This is a genomic window from Shinella yambaruensis (genome assembly GCF_022899355.1).
In the GTDB taxonomy this organism is placed as follows: Bacteria; Pseudomonadota; Alphaproteobacteria; order Rhizobiales; family Rhizobiaceae; genus Shinella; species Shinella yambaruensis.
Map to the genome: position 1 here is coordinate 206,027 of NZ_JALJCK010000006.1, position 16,696 is coordinate 222,722.

Consider the following 16,696-nt stretch of genomic DNA (forward strand, 5'->3'; position numbering starts at 1 on the left):
TCAGCTTCCCTGCGGCGGGGTTTCGAACGGGTTGCGGAAGGCCGACGTCGAGGCAGTCGTGGTGGTGGTTGTCGTGGCAGGCGTCGACTGGCGTGTGCGGGGCGTGCTCGCCACCTGCGCGCCGCCGCCATTGCCGAAGACCTCCCTGGCGATCGCGCCGATGCCGCCGAGCGAACCGATGAGCGACGAAGCCTCCATCGGCATCAGCACGATCTTCGAGTTCGGCGCCTTGCCGATCGCGGCCATGGCCTCGGTATATTTCTGCGCGACGAAGTAGTTGATCGCCTGCACGTCACCCGCCGCGATGGCCTCCGAGACCATCTTCGTCGCCTTGGCTTCGGCCTCGGCGAGGCGTTCGCGTGCCTCGGCGTCGCGGAAGGCGGCTTCGCGCTGGCCCTCGGCCTCGAGGATGGCGGACTGCTTGGCGCCTTCCGCGCGCAGGATCTGTGCGTTGCGCGACCCCTCCGCTTCCAGCACCTGCGCGCGCTTTTCGCGCTCGGCCTTCATCTGCCGCGCCATGGAATCGACGAGATCCTTCGGCGGCGCGATGTCCTTGATCTCGACGCGGGTGATCTTCACGCCCCAAGGATTGGCTGCCTCGTCGACGACGCGCAGCAACTGGTCGTTGATCTTGTCGCGGTTGGAGAGCAGTTCGTCGAGGTCCATCGAGCCCATGACCGAGCGGATGTTGGTCATGGTGAGGTTGATGATGGCGTGTTCGAGATTGGCGACCTGATAGGCGGCCTGGGCGGGGTTCAGCACCTGGTAGAAGGCGACGGCATCGGAGGCGACGCTGGCATTGTCGCGGGTGATGACCTCCTGGGTCGGGATGTCGAGCACCTGCTCCATCACGTTCATCTTCGCGCCGATGCGGTCGATGAAGGGGATGATGAGGTTGAGGCCGGGGTCCAGCGTGCGCGTGTAGCGGCCGAAGCGTTCCACCGTGTACTGATACCCCTGCGGGATCGTCTTGATCCCGGCAAAGAGGATCAGGATGACCAGCACAACGAGGGCGATGACGACGATATCCAGTCCGGCCAGATCCATAGTTCTTCTCTCCATCAGACAATGCGGCGCGGCGCCACTTTAAGGAATACGGCCCGCGACGCCAGTCTATTTGGACGAAGGCAAGATTTATCCGGGATCAGACCCAGCCGGAAAGCTCCCGGCGCACGACCTTTTCGAGCACCGCCATGCCCTCGGGCGAATCGTTGAGACAGGGGATGTGCGCGAATTTCTCGCCGCCATTGTGCAGGAAGCTCTCGGCCGCCTGCTCGGCGATCTCCTCCAGCGTCTCCAGGCAGTCGGAGACGAAGCCGGGATTGACGACGGCGATGCGCTTGATGCCTTCCTGCGCCAGCTTTTCCACGGTCTTGTCCGTATAGGGCTGGAGCCATTCCTCCGGCCCGAAGCGGGACTGGAAGGTGACGACGAGCTTTTCCTTCGACCAGCCGAGCCGTTCGCGCAAGAGCCGCGCCGTTTTCTGGCACTGGCAGTAATAGGGGTCGCCCTTGTCGAAATAGCTTTTGGGAATGCCGTGGAAGGAGGTGAGCACCCGCTCCGGCTCCCAGTCGAGCGTCGCCAGGTGCTTTTCGATCGAGACGGCGAGCGCGTCGATATAGACCGGGTCGTCGTGATAGGGGGGCACGGTGCGCAGGGCCGGCTGCCAGCGCATCTTCAGGAGTGCCTCGAAGGCCTTGTCGTTGACGGTCGCCGTCGTCGCCGCCGCATATTGCGGATAGAGCGGGAAGACGAGGACGCGTTCGCAGCCGGCCTTCTGCAGGTATTCCATGCGCGAGGCGATGGAGGGCTGGCCGTAGCGCATCGCCCAGTCGATGACGACGTCCGGATGATCGGAGAAGGACTGCGCCATCAGCTCGGCCTGGCTGCGCGTATAGGTGCGCAGGAAGCTCTCGTTCTTCTCCTTGTTCCAGATCGTCTCATAGGCCTTGCCGACCTTGCCGGGGCGGGTGTTGAGCACGATGCCGAAAAGGATCGGGTACCAGGCGATCCGCGGCCATTCGATGACGCGCTTGTCGGTCAGGAATTCCTTGAGATAGCGGCGCATCGAGGTGTAGTCGGTGTCGTCGGGGGTGCCGAGATTGACCAGCAGCACACCGACCTTGCCGTTCTTGACGGGCGCGTGGTCGGCGGGCTTGGCGGCGATGTCCTGCATGGTGCGGTCCTCAGCGTGCGGGGTGTCGTTCATTACTTTGCGGCTTTGTCTTCTTGCAGGTTCGGACGCAAGGCCGCGGCGCACGTTCGCGGCAATTGCTCCGTGCGGCGGACGCCGGTTGGCTCAGAATCGTTCTAAAAAGAAATGCCGGCCCGGAAAAGCCCGGACCGGCAGAAATAGTGGAGACAAATTGTCCTTATTTGGTCGGGATGGACAGCTCCGTGCCGACATGCAGGGCCTGCGGCCGCGGATTGCCGTTGGCTTCCGCGATCTTGCGCCACAGCGTGCCGTCGCCATAGGCAGCCTTGGCGATATCCCACAGCGTATCGCCGCGGACGATGACATGCGTGCCGCCGGCCGCGACCGTCGCGGTTTCGGTCGTCGTGGTCGTGGCGGCGGTGCCAGTCGCGGCCTCGCCGGAGGTTGCCGTCTCTTCCGCCGACTTGGCGGCCGTATCCGTGGCGGGCGCCGCCTCGCTCGTGCCGGTCCCAGTCCCGGTCTCGGTCCCGGTGGTTGTCGGGGTCTCGACGACCGTGGCATCGGCAACTTCCGTGATGCGGCCATCCGTATAGGGCTGGTAGGGGCGGTGCGCGGCAAGATAGTCGGCGACGACCAGCTCGAGGTTCGGGCCGAAGTCGTAGGCGTTCATGCCGGCCGTGGCGAAGACCGAATAACCGTCACCGCCGGCGCGCATGTAGTTGTTCGAGGCGATGCCGTAGGTCTTGGCCGGGTCGAGCGGCACGAAGGCGTCACCCTCCTTCACCTCGACCGAGACGACGCGGCTGCCGGCCGGCTTCGACTTGTCGAAGGAATATTTCATGCCGGAGACCTGCGGGAAGCGGCCGGCGCCTTCCTCGATCTGGCCGAGGCCATTTTCGAGGGCGGCGACAAGATCCGAACCCTTGAGCTGGAAGGTCGCGACCGTGTTCTGGAAGGGCAGCACCGACAGAACCTCGCCCATGGAGACCGGGCCGCCGTCGATGGAGGCGCGCAGGCCCCCGCCATTGGTGATGGCGATCGTCATGCCCTGGCTCTTCGTGCGGTCGAGGATCGCGTCGGCCACCAGGTTGCCCATGGCGCATTCGGCGGCGCGGCAAACCTCGCGCGAGCCGTCGATCGGTGCGGCGCTCTCGGCGACGATCTTGTTCTTCAGCTCCTCGATCGGGCCGCCGAGTTCCTTGATGCGGGCGAGCACGGCCTCGTCGGGCTTGATGGAGGAATCGATCAGCACCGGCTCGCCGGAGGATTCCTTCACGACGCCCGCATCGTCGAACACGACCTTGAGATTGCCGAGATACTTGGAATAGGCCGCAGCCTGTACGACGGGCACCTTGTAGCCGCCGGGATTGTCGACCAGCGTCGGATAGGGGCCTTCCGCCTTGTCCGAGGTGTTGGAGAGGAACGTGTTCGTATGGCCGCCGACCACCACGTCCACGTCGGGGATCTTGGCGATGGCCGCAAGGTCGCGCGGGTAACCGACATGGGTCAGCGCGATGATCTTGTTGACGCCCTCTTTCTTCAGCTCGCCGATCGCTATCGTAATGTCGGCGACGTCTTCGCCGATCAGGACATTCGGGCCGGGCGAGGAGAGTTCCGCCGTGTCGTTCGCCACCGCCCCGACGATGCCGATCTTCTGGCCGCCCTGGTCGAGCACGATGAAGGGTTTTATGCGGTCGCCGATCTTCGAGCTCGCGCTGGCGGCGACGTTCGCGGTGACGACCGGGAACGCGACCTTGTCGAGGAAGGTGGCGAGGCCATCCTCGCTATCGTCGAATTCATGGTTGCCGACGGTCATGGCGTCGAACTTCATGAGATTGAGGAACTCGGCCTCCACGGCGCCCTTGTAGGTGGTGTAGAAGAGCGAGCCCTGGAAATTGTCGCCGGCATTGAGCAGCAGCACGTTCTTGCCGGCCAGCGCCTGGCGCTGGGTGTCGATCGCGGTCTTCAGGCGTGCCACGCCGCCGAAGCACTCGCCCTTGCCTTCCTCTTCGGCCGAGCAGGTCGAATCGAACTTGTTGATCGCCTCGATGCGCGAATGCAGGTCATTGATATGCAGGATGTTCAGCTCGTAATCGGCAAGCGCCGAGCCGCTGGAGAGCGCGATGATGGAGGCGGCCAGGAGGCCGGATCGGAAAAACGTCATGGTCCTCTTCTCCTTGTTTGCCCGCGACGGCGCGGGAGGGCTGTCCGCTTCGCGGGGAGGCGCGAGACATGACAGCCGGCCGGCGGATGTTTCCACCGGTTGCGGGCGAGTTCAAGCGAAAAGACGAAGGGCCGAAGGCCGTGCATGTTTATGCGTCGAAACGAAAAAAGGGCCTTGCGGCCCTTTCCGTCGGCAGCGCTTGCGCTCAGGCGCGGCGGGCGAGCGAGAACTGCGCCCCTTCGGCGGTCGTGCAGTTCAGCTGGCGCTGGCTGACCAGCGCGCAATTGACCTTGGACTGGGTGTTGCGCACCAGCGAGGTCATGTTGATCTCGACCAGCGTCGGCGAGGTGTTGATATAGGTGCCCGAGGCGAGGAGCTGGTTCGTGTCGGTCGTGCGCGTCGTGAACGTGCCGCCCTGGAAGGTGGAGACGATGCCGTTCGGGTCCACCCAGGCGCCTTCGACACCCTGCGGCACGGGGCGCTGCGCCACCGGCAAATCGCGCGGCGCGCGCTCGGACTGGCACGAGGCAAGCGCGACGGCGGCGGTCAGCAGGCTGAGGACTATGATCGGCTTCATATGGGTCTCCCAGGGTCATGGCGGCGCGAACCACCCGTCCAATTCGGCGAACCATGCCGCGAAGAGGCGTCGAAAGCAAGACGCGCCGCCGGGGCAAGGGGCATTATCCCATTGAAAGCGTTTCAGACCCGCTGGCAAGTCCGCCAAACCTCTCCTGCGTCATGCTCGGCCTTGAGCCAAGGATGACGACGGCGGGTGGGGCGAGGGTCGTCATCAAATCGAGACGCCCGCGGCCTGGCCGCGGGCGTCGCGCATTTCAGTTCAAAGGCCGGTTCAGCGGACCAGGATATTCTTGAACTGCCACGGATCCTTCGTGTCGAGGTCTTCCGGGAAGAGGCCCGGGCGGCCGTCGAGCGGGGTCCAGTCTGTATAGTGGCCTTCCACCGGGCCGAGATAAGGCGTCTGCACTTCCAGGCACCGCTTGTAGTCGACCTCGTCGGCTTCCACGATGCCGGCCTTCGGGTTTTCCAGCGCCCAGACCATGCCGGCGAGCACGGCCGAGGTCACCTGCAGGCCGGTGGCGTTCTGGTAGGGCGCGAGGCGGCGGGTTTCGTCCAGCGAAAGGCGCGAGCCGTACCAGTACGCGTTCTTGTCGTGGCCGTAGAGCAGCACGCCGAGTTCGTCGACGCCGTCGACCAGTTCGTTCTCGTCAAGAACGTGCAGCACCGGCTGCTGGTGGCCGCCATTGCCGAACATCTCGTGCAGCGAGAGCACGGCATCGTTGGCCGGGTGATAGGCGTAGTGGCAGGTCGGGCGGTAGGTGACGTGGCCGTCCTTGTCGCGCACCGTGAAGAAGTCGGCGATCGAGATCGACTCGTTGTGGGTGACGAGGAAGCCGTATTGCGGGCCGGGCGTCGGGCACCAGGAGCGCACGCGCGTGTTGGCGCCGGGCTGCTCCAGGTAGATCGCGGCCTTGCAGCCCTTCTTGTGCTTCTTGGCGTTCTTCGGCATCCAGTTCTCGTGGGTGCCCCAGCCGAGTTCGGCCGGCTGCAGACCTTCCGAGATGAAGCCCTCGACCGACCAGGTGTTCCAGAAGGTGTTGAACGGCTTCGGGTTCCTGGTGCGCTGGGTGTCGCGTTCGGCGATGTGCACGCCCTTGACGCCGACCTTCTTCATCAGCTTGGCCCAGCCTTCGCGGTCGTCCTGCGCGGGTTCCTCGAACTTGATGCCGAGGTCCCTGGCAAGGTTCAGCAGCGCCTGCTTGACGAACCAGGAAACCATGCCGGGATTGGCGCCGCAAGTGGAAACGGCCGTCGTGCCGCCGGGGTGCTTTTCCTTCTCCTTGCGGATGGTTTCGCGCAGCGCATAGTTGGTGCGGTCGGCGTTCTTCATGCCCTTGTCGAAGTAGAAGCCGAGCCAGGGTTCGACGACGGTGTCGATATAGAGCACGTCGAGCTTGCGGCAGAGCTTGATGAGGTCGAGCGAGCCGGTATCGACGGAGAGATTGACGCAGAAGCCTTGGCCGTCGCCTTCCGTGAGCAGCGGCTTCAGGAGCTCCTTGTAGTTCTCCTTGGTGACGTGCGCCTTGATGTGACGCACGCCGTGGCGGGCGTAGATCTCCGTGTCGGCGGCGTCTTCGCGCGGCTCGATGACGATCAGCCGGTTCCGGTCATACTTGAAGTGGCGCTCGATCAGCGGCAGCGTGCCGCGCCCGATGGAGCCGAAACCGATCATCACGATCGGGCCGGTGATCTCGCCATAAACCGGATAGGTGCTGTCTGCCATTTGGTTCTCCTGCGGACGGCCGCTTTTGCTGTAAAATCAGGGTCTCGACGGGCCCCATAGCATAATATGGCAGCGCTAGAGCACAGTTTTCTGTCACAATAAAGGGTGGCTGCGGTTTTCCGTCGTGATATTCTTAACCGGCCGCAACCGCCCGCAATTCCGCCACCAGCGCCACCCTTTTCGCGACAAGGCCCTTGTAGGTCGCCTGCGGCAGGTTCAGCGCTTCGAGCTGGTCGGCGAAGACGGTCGCGATCCTCTGCACCTCGGGCAGCGTGCGCAGCGCGGCGAGCGGATCGGTGTAGATGCGTATGGTGAAGAGGATATCGCCGGAGACCGGCAGCTTGCGCAGGGTCTGGCGCTCGACGCGGGCGAAGGTGGTCTCCAGCGACAGCGCGTGCCCCTCGGGCAGGGCGCCATGCGCCTTGGGCGTCGGGTAGTGCAGGTCGGGGTCCGGGTTGATCGACCAGTTGAAGCGGAAGACCGGTTGCTCGACCTTGAGATTGTCGAACATGCGGTTGATCAGGAGGGCATTGCGCGTGCCCTCGCCGAAATCCGGCACGGGCGCGTGGATATCCTCCATCCGCCGGCCGAATTTTTCCGGCAGCGACCAGGAGGAGGGGAAGGCGACGTAACCGGCGACGAGCCGCCAGCCGCTGTCGTCGCGGCGCATCAGCACGAGGTCGTCCTGTACCAGCGCGCCGGCGGTGACGAGCGGGGCGCCGGCGGTGTCGAGGTGGACGGTGCGCGTGCCGGCGACGATCGTTGATCCTTCACGGCGATAGAAGGACGGATGCTGCGCCGTGATGTGTCCTGCGAGGAGTTCGAGAACTTCCCGTTGCGCTTCGCGCGTCCCGGCCTCTTCCACGAAGACGATGTCGGGACAGTCAGCGATCAGCCGATCCTTTTCGAGAAGGTAGCGCTCCAGGTCGTCGTCCGGCTCGATCCAGCGAGCGGGATCGAGCGGGCCGAGGCCGATGGTGAAGAGGCGGGCGGAGCCGTCATAGGGCGTATAGGCCGGCTGCTTCATGTCAGTGCGCCCCGGATCAGCCCGCGCAGGGAATTGCCGAGGAAGACCGTGCCTTCGGCAAGGTCTTGCGGCCGCAGGATTTCTTCGACGGCCTTGCCCGTCTCCAGCAATTCGTCCCGCAGCACGCCCGCAAGCAGGCCCGAGGCGAGCGGCGGCGTCTTGAGGATGCCGGTGCCGTCGTCGAGGAAAAGCGAGGTGATGGTGCCTTCGCAGAGTTCGCCGCGCTCGTTGAGAAGGATCATCTCCTCCGCTTCCGTCGCGGGAACCTCGGCGCGTGCTGCGGTGTAGACCGAGCGGCGGGATGTCTTGTGGCGAAGCATCGGGTCAGCAGAGGAGAGGCGTGTGCCGGCGATCTTCAGGCGCCACCTCGCATCCGGCGCGAGAGGGGTGAAGGGGGCCGTCTGTATGTCGATCCGGCCGTCCGGGAAAAGTTCGAGGCGAATGCGGAGAGGGGTGCCTTGCGGGCTACCCCCCTCTGCCCTGCCGGGTATCTCCCCCGCAAGGGGGGAGATCGGCGGGGGGGCTGATCCTTGCTCCGATGCAGCGCTGGCGGTGGGCGAAACGCCGCTCCATCCAATCTCCCCCCTTGAGGGGGAGATGCCCGGCAGGGCAGAGGGGGGTAGCGCAGCGAACAACGCCTGCTCCGCCCCCTCGCTTCCCGCCAATCCAAGCGCCGCCGCCGAGCGCGCGAGCCGTGCCAGATGCCGCTCCAGCCGCACGAAGCCGGCGGCGGGCTCCCAGCGCAGGGTCTCGATCAGCGAGATATCCATTGATCCCCCACCGCAAAGCGCGCCTTCAGCAGGCATTCGTCATATTCCGCCTCGGCGGTCGAATCGAAGACGATGCCGCCGCCGACATTGAAGACCGCCTCGCCGCCGTCGAAGATCGAGATCGTGCGGATCGCCACGTTGAAGCGCATCGTTCCATCCGGGGCGATCAGGCCGATCGCGCCGCAATAGGCATCGCGCGGGCCGTCCTCCAGGTCGTGCAGGATCTTCATGGCGCTCATCTTCGGCGCGCCGGTGATCGAGCCGCAGGGGAAGAGGGCGGCGAAGATGTCGCGGATCGAGAGGCCGGGCGTGAGTTTCGCCCGCACATGGCTCACCATCTGGTGCACGGTCGGATAGGTCTCGACGGCGAAGAGTTTCGGCACGTGAAGCGTGCCCACCTCGGTGATGCGCGAGATGTCGTTGCGCAAGAGGTCGACGATCATGCGGTTTTCCGCCTGCGACTTCGGATCGGCCTGCATGGCGGCGATGATGCTCGCATCCTCCGCCGCATTGCCGCCGCGCCGCGCGGTGCCCTTCATCGGATGCGTCTCGATCCAGCCGTCCCTGTCGACATCGAAGAAGAGTTCCGGCGAGCGGGAAAGGAGAAGCGGCCCGTCGAGCGAGACGAAAGCGCCGTAGCGCACCGGCTGGCGCTCGATCAGCGACCAGAAGGCGGCGAGCGGATCGCCGGTCCAGCGGGCGCGGATCGGCATGGTGAGGTTCGCCTGGTAACAGTCGCCCTGCCTCAGATGCCGGTGCAGGCGGTCGAAGCGGTCGCGGTAGGTCTCGAAATCCCAGTCTGCTTTCGGCTCAGTCAGGAACGGTTCGTTCTCGGTGCGCTGGCGGGGTTTTGCCAGCGGGTGGCCGTCCGCCGGCTTCTCGAAAATGCCGAAGCTCATCAGCGGCGTCGGGCGGTTGTCCATCGCGAAGGGCGCGAGCTTCTCCTCGAAGAGATGGCCGGCTTCGTAGCTCATGAAGCCGGCGATCCAGTGGCCCTTCGCGTGTGCCGCCTGCAGGGCCGCGAAGGCGTGCTCGAAGCCGGCGCGCTCGCGCACGGTGACGACGGCGAGCGGATCGGCGAAAACCACCGTCCGGTCCTCACGGTCGTCCCTGAGGAGCACAAAGCGTTCGCGGTCGGTCATGCGCGGCTTCTTCTTTCGAGGTCAGGCCCTATCAAGCGCTTCCAGCTCGTCGATCAGCCCTTCGATCATCGACAGTCCCTTGCTCCAGAACGACGGATCGCTCGCATCGAGGCCGAACGGCTTCAGGAGTTCGGAATGGTGCTTGGTGCCGCCGGCCTTGAGCAGGTCGAAATACTTCTCTTGAAAGCCGGCCTCCGCTTGGCTGTAGACGGCGTAGAGCGAGTTCACCAGGCAATCGCCGAAGGCATAGGCGTAGACGTAGAAGGGCGAATGGATGAAGTGGGGAATATAGGCCCAATAGGTCTCGTAGCCTTCCGAAATCCGGATCGCCGGGCCGAGGCTTTCCTCCTGCACGGAGAGCCAGAGTTCGCCGATCCGGTCGGACGTGAGCTCCCCTTCCTTGCGGGCGGTGTGCACCTTGCGCTCGAATTCGTAGAAGGCGATCTGGCGCACGACCGTGTTGATCATGTCCTCGACCTTCTGGGCGAGCATCGCCTTGCGCTCGCGCTTGTCCTTCGTCTTGTCGAGCAGGCTGCGGAAGGTCAGCATCTCGCCGAAGACGGAGGCCGTCTCGGCAAGCGTCAGCGGCGTCGACGCCATCAGCGCGCCCTGGCCGCCGGCCAGTACCTGATGCACGCCGTGCCCGAGTTCGTGCGCGAGCGTCATCACGTCGCGCGGCTTGCCCATGTAGTTGACGAGCACGTAAGGATGCGCGGAGGGCACCGTCGGATGGGCGAAGGCGCCCGGCGCCTTGCCGGGGCGCACCGGCGCGTCGATCCAGCCCTTGTCGAAGAATCTTCTGGCGATATCGGCCATTTCGGGCGCGAAGGCGCTGTAGGCGGAGAGCACCGTGTCGCGCGCCTCGTTCCACGGAATGACGGCGTCGGGTGTCTCGGGAAGGGGCGCGTTGCGGTCCCAGTAGTTCATCTGCTCCATTCCGAGCCACTTCGCCTTCATCGCATAATAGCGGTGGGAGAGGCGCGGATAGGCTTCGCGCACCGCTTCCGCGAGCGCCGCGACGACTTCGGGCTCGACGCGGTTGGCAAGGTGCCGGCTGTCGGCGATATCGGAAAAGCCGCGCCAGCGGTCGGAGATTTCCTTGTCCTTGGCCAGCGTGTTGGTGATCAGCGTGAAGGTGCGGATATTGTCCTTGAAGGTTTTCGCCAATGCCTCGGCGGCCTTGCGGCGGTCGTCCGGGTTCGGCGACTGGAGCTGGTTGAGGGCGATTTCCAGCGGAACCTCCTCGCCGTCGATCGTGTAGCGGAGCGATGCCATCGTCTCGTCGAAGAGCCGGTTCCAGGCCGCAGCGCCGGTCATCGATTTTTCGAGGAAGAGCTGTTCCATCTTGTCGTCGAGCTGGTAGGGCTTGTCCTTGCGCAGGTCCTCGATCCAGGGGCGATAGTGCGCCGCGACGGCGTCATTCACCAGCGCCGCCTCGATGCGCTCGTCCGCTATCCTGTTGAGTTCAAGCGAGAAAAACAGAAGATGCGCGCCGAGGTCGGTCAGCTTCGACTGCACGTCGCCGTAGAACTTGCCGTTGGCCGGATCGGTCGTGTTGGTGAAATAGGTGAGGCCCGCGAATGAGATGAGGCGGCCCATCACATCTTCCAGCGCCTCGAATTCGCGCACGGCCGCGCCGATGCCCTCGTCGCCGGTCTTTTCCGTCGCGGCGTCCAGCTTGCCCTTCCACTTCGCCTCGAAGGCGAGCGCGTCCGCCTCGGCCTTCTTCATGTCGCCCTGGAATTCCGGGGAAGCCTCCGAGGGATAGAGATCTGCGAGGTTCCAGCCGGGAAGATCGCCCAGCGCGGCGGCTGCGGCGGCGTCGGCCGGCGCGAGGGCGATGCGGAGGGCTTGGAAATGTCGGGTCATCGTCTGTCTCTCTTCCAGATGGGCGGATCGGCCCCTTGCTTGCGTCGGCAATGGTTAAAATGCAAGCCTTTCTCAAAACGGCATGTTCAACCCTTTCTGCCATGGTCCCCTGGTGTTGAGTTCCCTAGGGCGTGCATGACGCGCGCCTTCAGGCAAGGAGGTTCCAGTGACGGCCCATATTCTTGTCATCGACGACGATCCTGTCCAGCGCAGGCTGTTGAAGAACATGATCGAGCGCTCCGGCCATGTCGCCCATATGGCGGAAAACGGCCGTGCGGGCCTCGATCTGCTCGATCGCAAGGGCGGCCTGATCAATGTGATCCTGCTCGACCTGATGATGCCGGAAATGAATGGCTCGGCCTTCCTCGATGCGCTCGCCGAGCGGGAGAACACCATTCCCGTCATAGTGCAGACGGGACAGGGCGGCATCGAGACGGTCGTCATGGCGATGCGCGCCGGCGCCTTCGATTTCGTGGTGAAACCGGTCTCGCCGGAACGCCTCAACGTCGCCGTCGGCAATGCGCTGAAGATGGACCAGCGGGAAGGCCGCGGCCGTGGCGGGCGCCGTCACCGCAGCGAGGCCGTGCATTTCGACGACATCGTTTCGGCGAGCCCCGAAATGCTGCGCGTCATCGAGCTTGGCCGCCGCGCCGCCCAGTCGAACATTCCGGTGGTGCTGGAAGGCGAATCGGGCGTCGGCAAGGAAATGGTCGCGCGCGCCATCCAGGCGGCGAGCGACCGGGCGCAGAAACCCTTCGTCACCGTCAATTGCGGGGCGATCCCGCACAATCTCGTCGAAAGCATCCTGTTCGGCCACGAGAAGGGCGCCTTCACCGGCGCGACGGAGCGCCATACCGGCAAATTCATGGAGGCCGACGGCGGCACGCTGTTCCTCGACGAGATCGGCGACCTGCCGCTCGACGTGCAGGTGAAATTGTTGCGTGCGGTGCAACAGGGCGAGATCGAGACCATTGGCGCGCGGTTCCCCCAGAAGGTGAACGTCCGCCTGATCTCGGCGACCAATCGCGACCTCATCAACGAGGTGCGTGAGGGCCGCTTCCGCGAGGATCTTTATTACCGCCTCAACGTCTTCCCGGTGACGATCCCGGCGCTGCGCAAGCGCAAGGAGGATATCCCGGTTCTGGTGCGCGCCTTCGTGCAGCGTTTTGCCGGCGAGCAGAAACTCGCCCGCCCGCTTGGCGTTTCCGCCGGGGCGATGGCGTTGCTGACGGCCTATGACTGGCCTGGCAACATCCGCCAGCTCGAAAACGCCATCTTCCGCGCCGTGGTGCTTTCGGAGGGGGCGGAACTCACCGCCGCCGATTTCCCGCAGATCGCCGCGCAGGTGCCGGGCTACGGCCTTGCCGAGGACGGCGCCGTCACCTGGGAGGCGGCGAGCGTCCGCACCCCGGAACCGGCCGCGGAAAGCCGCCTGCCGAGCGTCTATCCGGATTTCCGCCCGAGCGAATCAGTGGTCGACACTTCCCCGGAAAACGCCATCGCCAGCGTCGACAAGGGCGGCCATGTGCGCAAGCTGGCCGATGTGGAAGAGGAACTGATCCGCTTCGCCTTGAAATTTTATCATGGCCAGATGAGCCAGGTTGCCCGCAAATTGGGCATCGGCCGCTCGACTCTTTATCGCAAACTGAAGGATTATGGCATCGACCCGGACGACCCGTTGAAAGAAGCTGCGTAAAAACCCTTGGAATCCCGGCCACTTGCGATTTCTCGATTGCCGTTTATTCCCTGTTAGTGGATTGTTCACTATAACGGGTGCGCGACGACGAGTGTGGCGTATTTGCCATGCTCTCACCGCAATTGGCAGTCATCTGGGATAACGGACGTTCGTTGTCCTTCGGACGGGGAAAGAGTTGGCAAATTTGTTCGCATCGATGAAGCGCCCTGGGGCATCCCTGGGCAGCCTCTGCAAGACAGTGTTGCAAAAGCTGCCCAAGGCTTTGACCACGGCTGTGCTGTCTGCCGCCCTCATCCTGCCCACGGCCATTCCCGCGACGGTCCAGGCCGAGAGCGGCAATCGCACGCTGAAGCTCTATTTCATCCACACCAAGGAAAAGGCCGAGATCACCTTCAAGCGCAACGGGCGCTATGATGCGCGCGGCCTGAAGCAGATCAACCAGTTCCTGCGCGACTGGCGCCGCAACGAGCCGACGAAGATGGATCCGCGGCTCCTCGACCTCGTGTGGGAGGTCTACCAGAAGGTCGGCGCCAAGGGCTACATCAACGTCGTTTCCGCCTATCGCTCGCCGGCAACGAACGGCATGCTGCGCTCGCGCTCCAAGGGCGTCGCCAAGAAGAGCCAGCACATGCTCGGCAAGGCGATGGACTTCTACATTCCGGGCGTCAAGCTCGCGACGCTGCGCGCCACCGCCATGAAATTCCAGGTCGGCGGCGTCGGCTATTATCCGACCTCCGGTTCGCCCTTCGTGCATCTCGACGTCGGCAGCGTGCGCGCCTGGCCGCGCATGAGCCGGCAGGAGCTCGCCCGCCTCTTCCCGGACGGCAAGACCATGCACGTTCCGACCGACGGCAAGCCGCTGCCGGGCTACCAGCAGGCGGTTGCCGACTACAAGCGCCGGGTCGGCGCAGACACGATCCAGGTGGCCGGTGGCGGCTCCACCCCGGCGGCGTCCAAGCGCAAGGGCGGGTTCCTCGCGGCCCTCTTCGGCGGCGGCGGCGACGAGGATGAAGAACCCGAAATGATCGCCAGCAGCGCCACCATCGCCGACAACTTCGATGAAGGCGGTTCGGGCGCAGGCGCGAAGGCGAAGGTCGCCGAAGAGAAGAAGCCGGTCGTCGCGGAAGCCGAGACGGAACTTGCCTTCACCGCGCCGGTGCCGGGCAGCCGCCCTGCCTTCAAGGTTGCCGAGACGAGCGAGCTTGCCCTTGTCGCGCCGACGACGAGCGGTGCGGTCGCAGCGCTCGAAGCGGCGACGGCCGAGGAGCAGAAGCCTGAATTCGAGGATCTTGCCGCCTACAAGATTCCGCTTCCCGTCCTGCTCGGTGCACGCACCGAACCCGGCGATGCGGAGCCGGGCGCGGTCATGACGGCCGAAGCGGCCGTCGAGGATGCGGAAGAACTGGCCATGGTTCCGGTGCCGGGCCTGCGCCCCGAGGTCTCGCTTGACCAGACGCAGACCGCGCTGATGGCCGCTGCGGAAGCCGACGTCGCGCTGCCGACGGCTGCGGACCGTACCGGTCTTGCCGCGCTTGCCGATCCGACGACGGACGGCACTGTCGGCAATCCGGTCGAGATGGCGGCGCTCGTCTCCACCAATGCCGGCGGCACGCGTTCGCTGGCGGGGCTCGATGCCTTCGACGGCAAGCCGGCGGAAGAGTCGACCTCCAAGGGCGGGCGTCCGAAGAAGAAGGATGCCGATGCGGCGAGCCGCGGTGCCATCCGCACCGAGCCGAAGCTGACGCAGAAGATCATCTCGCAATGGGCGTTGACCCAGGGCCGTGTCGCGACGCTCTCGAAGCCCGTCAAGGCGCCGCGCTTCGTCAGCCGCACGCTGCGCGCGGCGCCGACGACCGTCTACATGGCCGGCTTCCAGCCGGAGGGCCATGCGTCGGTCGATGCCGGCCGCTTCAGCGGAACCGCCGTCAACTTCATGGAAGTGCGCAAGTTCCAGAGCGCCGAGAACTGAGATTTGGGTTCATTCCTAAAAAAACCCGCCGGAGTGATCCGGCGGGTTTTTTGTCTTCTGACCTTGCCTCCCCTCCGTCGTCATCCTCGGGCTTGATCCGAGCATGACGAAAGCGAGGGAAGCGTATCACGCGTCCGGCGGCAGCTCGACCATGCCGAGGGCCTGGAGATAGGTGTCGAGGATGGCCTCCTGCTCCATGCGCTCGTCCTTGTCCTGCTTGCGGATCTGGATGACCTTGCGCAGGATCTTGGTGTCGAAGCCGACGCCCTTGGCCTCGCCATAGACGTCCTTGATGTCGTCGGCGATGGTTTTCTTTTCTTCCTCGAGGCGTTCGATCCGCTCGATGAACGCGCGAAGCTGGTCGCGGGCGACGCCGTGGGCATCCGACATGGTCTTCTCCTTGGATGGGATAAAATTCGAAGGCCGTGACTTGCCGTGAACTTCCGGCAAGATCAAGGCCTGTCCCGCCATTTTCACGGGGGTAAGGCTCATTCCTTCGGGCGGTTCACCTCGAAGGCCGCCTTCTGCGCCTCGCTCGCCTCGCGCTGATGGCGCGCGCGCCATTCCTCATAGGGCATGCCGTAGACGATCTCGCGGGAGGCCTCCTTGTCGAGCGGCACGCCTGCCGCGTTCGCCGCCTCGCGATACCAGTTCGACAGGCAGTTGCGGCAGAAGCCGGCAAGGTTCATCAGGTCGATGTTCTGCACGTCGCTGCGCTCGCGAAGATGCTCGAGGAGGCGCCGGAAGGCCGCCGCCTCGAACTCGGTCTGCTGTTCCTTGGTCAGCTCGGTCATCGTCTTGGCCTCAATAGGGTCCCGTGCGGGAGGGGAATACAGTATAGGTGTGCAGCGTCTCGTCCGCATTCAACCGGGCGAAGATCGGCGCAAGCCGCTCCACCCAGCGGGCAATGCCCGCTGCATCGCCGATCTCGTCCTGGCGGATTTCGATGAGGGCATGGGGGATGCCGGGTTTCATGCAATGGCGGAACATCGTGTCGCCGCGCAGCGCCCCGTCATAGGGTTCGTTGTCGCCCACCACGACGTCGCCGGGCGCTTCGAGCTCGGCCAGCAGCGGGCGGACGGCGCGCGGGTCGCTGTCCCACAGCACCGTCACCTGCCAGGGCCTGGCGACACCCTTCCAGGCCGGCGTGAAGGAATGCATGGAGAGAACGAGCGGCGCCTTGCCGGTTCTGTCGGCGACGGCGCCGATCGTCCGGGACACGGCATCGTGATAGGGGCGATGGAAGGTCTCCAGCCGGTACTGCCATTCTTCGGGCGCGATCGGGTGGTTGCCCGGCACGATCGCGCCGTCGGAGATGCGCATCACCAGGGTCGGATCGTCCTCGCCGCGGTTGGGGTCGATCAGGAGACGGGAGAAGCGACTCATGACGACCGGCGCGTTCAGCCGGGCATGAAGGCCGCGCACCAGGCCCTCGACGCCGATATCGTAGGCGATGTGGCGTTGGAAGGCGCTCTCCGGCAGGCCGAGGCGGCCGTAGCGTTCCGGCAGGCGATTGGTGGCGTGGTCCGCCAGGATGACGAGCCCGAGACCGAGATCGCCGTCGATGATTTCGAAGGGGGCGTGATCCTGCATGCCTTTAGC

The 16,696-nt window shown here is 64.8% G+C and carries 14 protein-coding genes; 2 read left to right on the forward strand and 12 right to left on the reverse strand.

Translation table 11 applies throughout. The features are described from left to right. The 9 genes from MUU56_RS16000 to MUU56_RS16040 all read right to left on the reverse strand — a co-directional run bounded on the left by MUU56_RS16000 (position 1) and on the right by MUU56_RS16040 (position 11,429). Positions 1-1,041: an SPFH domain-containing protein gene (locus MUU56_RS16000; RefSeq protein ID WP_244768498.1), complete on the reverse strand. Its 1,041-nt coding sequence runs from the start codon at positions 1,039-1,041 to the stop codon at positions 1-3. Positions 1,042-1,144: 103 nt separating this feature from the next. After that, the gene (gene hemH / locus MUU56_RS16005; RefSeq protein ID WP_244768290.1) at positions 1,145-2,176 is read right to left on the reverse strand and encodes a ferrochelatase; all 1,032 of its coding nucleotides are present in this window, start codon (positions 2,174-2,176) and stop codon (positions 1,145-1,147) included. A 196-nt stretch (positions 2,177-2,372) separates the two neighbouring features. Next, positions 2,373-4,319, reverse strand: coding sequence for a bifunctional metallophosphatase/5'-nucleotidase (locus tag MUU56_RS16010; protein ID WP_244768291.1), 1,947 nt, complete (start codon positions 4,317-4,319; stop codon positions 2,373-2,375). 205 nt (positions 4,320-4,524) lie between these two features. Then, positions 4,525-4,896, reverse strand: coding sequence for an outer membrane lipoprotein Omp10 (gene omp10 / locus MUU56_RS16015; protein ID WP_244768292.1), 372 nt, complete (start codon positions 4,894-4,896; stop codon positions 4,525-4,527). A gap of 273 nt (positions 4,897-5,169) precedes the next feature. After that, a complete protein-coding gene (locus tag MUU56_RS16020; RefSeq protein WP_244768293.1) occupies positions 5,170-6,621 on the reverse strand; it encodes a homospermidine synthase in 1,452 nt (483 codons plus the stop codon). A gap of 133 nt (positions 6,622-6,754) precedes the next feature. Continuing rightward, a complete protein-coding gene (locus MUU56_RS16025) occupies positions 6,755-7,648 on the reverse strand; it encodes a heme-dependent oxidative N-demethylase family protein (protein ID WP_244768294.1) in 894 nt (297 codons plus the stop codon). Then, entirely contained in the window at positions 7,645-8,418 is a 774-nt protein-coding gene (locus MUU56_RS16030; protein ID WP_244768295.1) for an aminotransferase class IV family protein, read from the reverse strand. The genes MUU56_RS16025 and MUU56_RS16030 overlap by 4 nt, the downstream gene beginning before the upstream one ends. Beyond that, positions 8,403-9,560, reverse strand: a complete 1,158-nt coding sequence (locus tag MUU56_RS16035; protein ID WP_244768296.1) for an aminodeoxychorismate synthase component I — start codon at positions 9,558-9,560, stop codon at positions 8,403-8,405. Before MUU56_RS16035 ends, MUU56_RS16030 begins: the two co-directional genes overlap by 16 nt. Before the next feature lie 21 nt (positions 9,561-9,581). After that, positions 9,582-11,429, reverse strand: coding sequence for a M3 family oligoendopeptidase (locus tag MUU56_RS16040; RefSeq protein WP_244768297.1), 1,848 nt, complete (start codon positions 11,427-11,429; stop codon positions 9,582-9,584). 166 nt (positions 11,430-11,595) lie between these two features. Here MUU56_RS16040 and MUU56_RS16045 point away from each other — a divergent pair, with 166 nt between their 5' ends. Further along, the gene (locus MUU56_RS16045; RefSeq protein ID WP_244768298.1) at positions 11,596-13,125 is read left to right on the forward strand and encodes a sigma-54-dependent transcriptional regulator; all 1,530 of its coding nucleotides are present in this window, start codon (positions 11,596-11,598) and stop codon (positions 13,123-13,125) included. Positions 13,126-13,300: 175 nt separating this feature from the next. Next, positions 13,301-15,094, forward strand: coding sequence for a peptidoglycan L,D-endopeptidase MepK (mepK, locus tag MUU56_RS16050; RefSeq protein WP_398432298.1), 1,794 nt, complete (start codon positions 13,301-13,303; stop codon positions 15,092-15,094). Positions 15,095-15,220: 126 nt separating this feature from the next. On the opposite strand, the gene MUU56_RS16055 is transcribed toward mepK, so the two are convergent. The 3 genes from MUU56_RS16055 to MUU56_RS16065 all read right to left on the reverse strand — a co-directional run bounded on the left by MUU56_RS16055 (position 15,221) and on the right by MUU56_RS16065 (position 16,687). Beyond that, on the reverse strand, positions 15,221-15,484 hold the full coding sequence (locus MUU56_RS16055; RefSeq protein ID WP_064331154.1) for a DUF2312 domain-containing protein: 264 nt from the start codon (positions 15,482-15,484) through the stop codon (positions 15,221-15,223). Between the two features lie 98 nt (positions 15,485-15,582). Further along, positions 15,583-15,888, reverse strand: a complete 306-nt coding sequence (locus MUU56_RS16060) for a DUF1244 domain-containing protein (RefSeq protein WP_244768299.1) — start codon at positions 15,886-15,888, stop codon at positions 15,583-15,585. A 10-nt stretch (positions 15,889-15,898) separates the two neighbouring features. Beyond that, positions 15,899-16,687: an N-formylglutamate amidohydrolase gene (locus tag MUU56_RS16065; RefSeq protein ID WP_244768300.1), complete on the reverse strand. Its 789-nt coding sequence runs from the start codon at positions 16,685-16,687 to the stop codon at positions 15,899-15,901. Between the last annotated feature and the right edge of the window lie 9 nt (positions 16,688-16,696).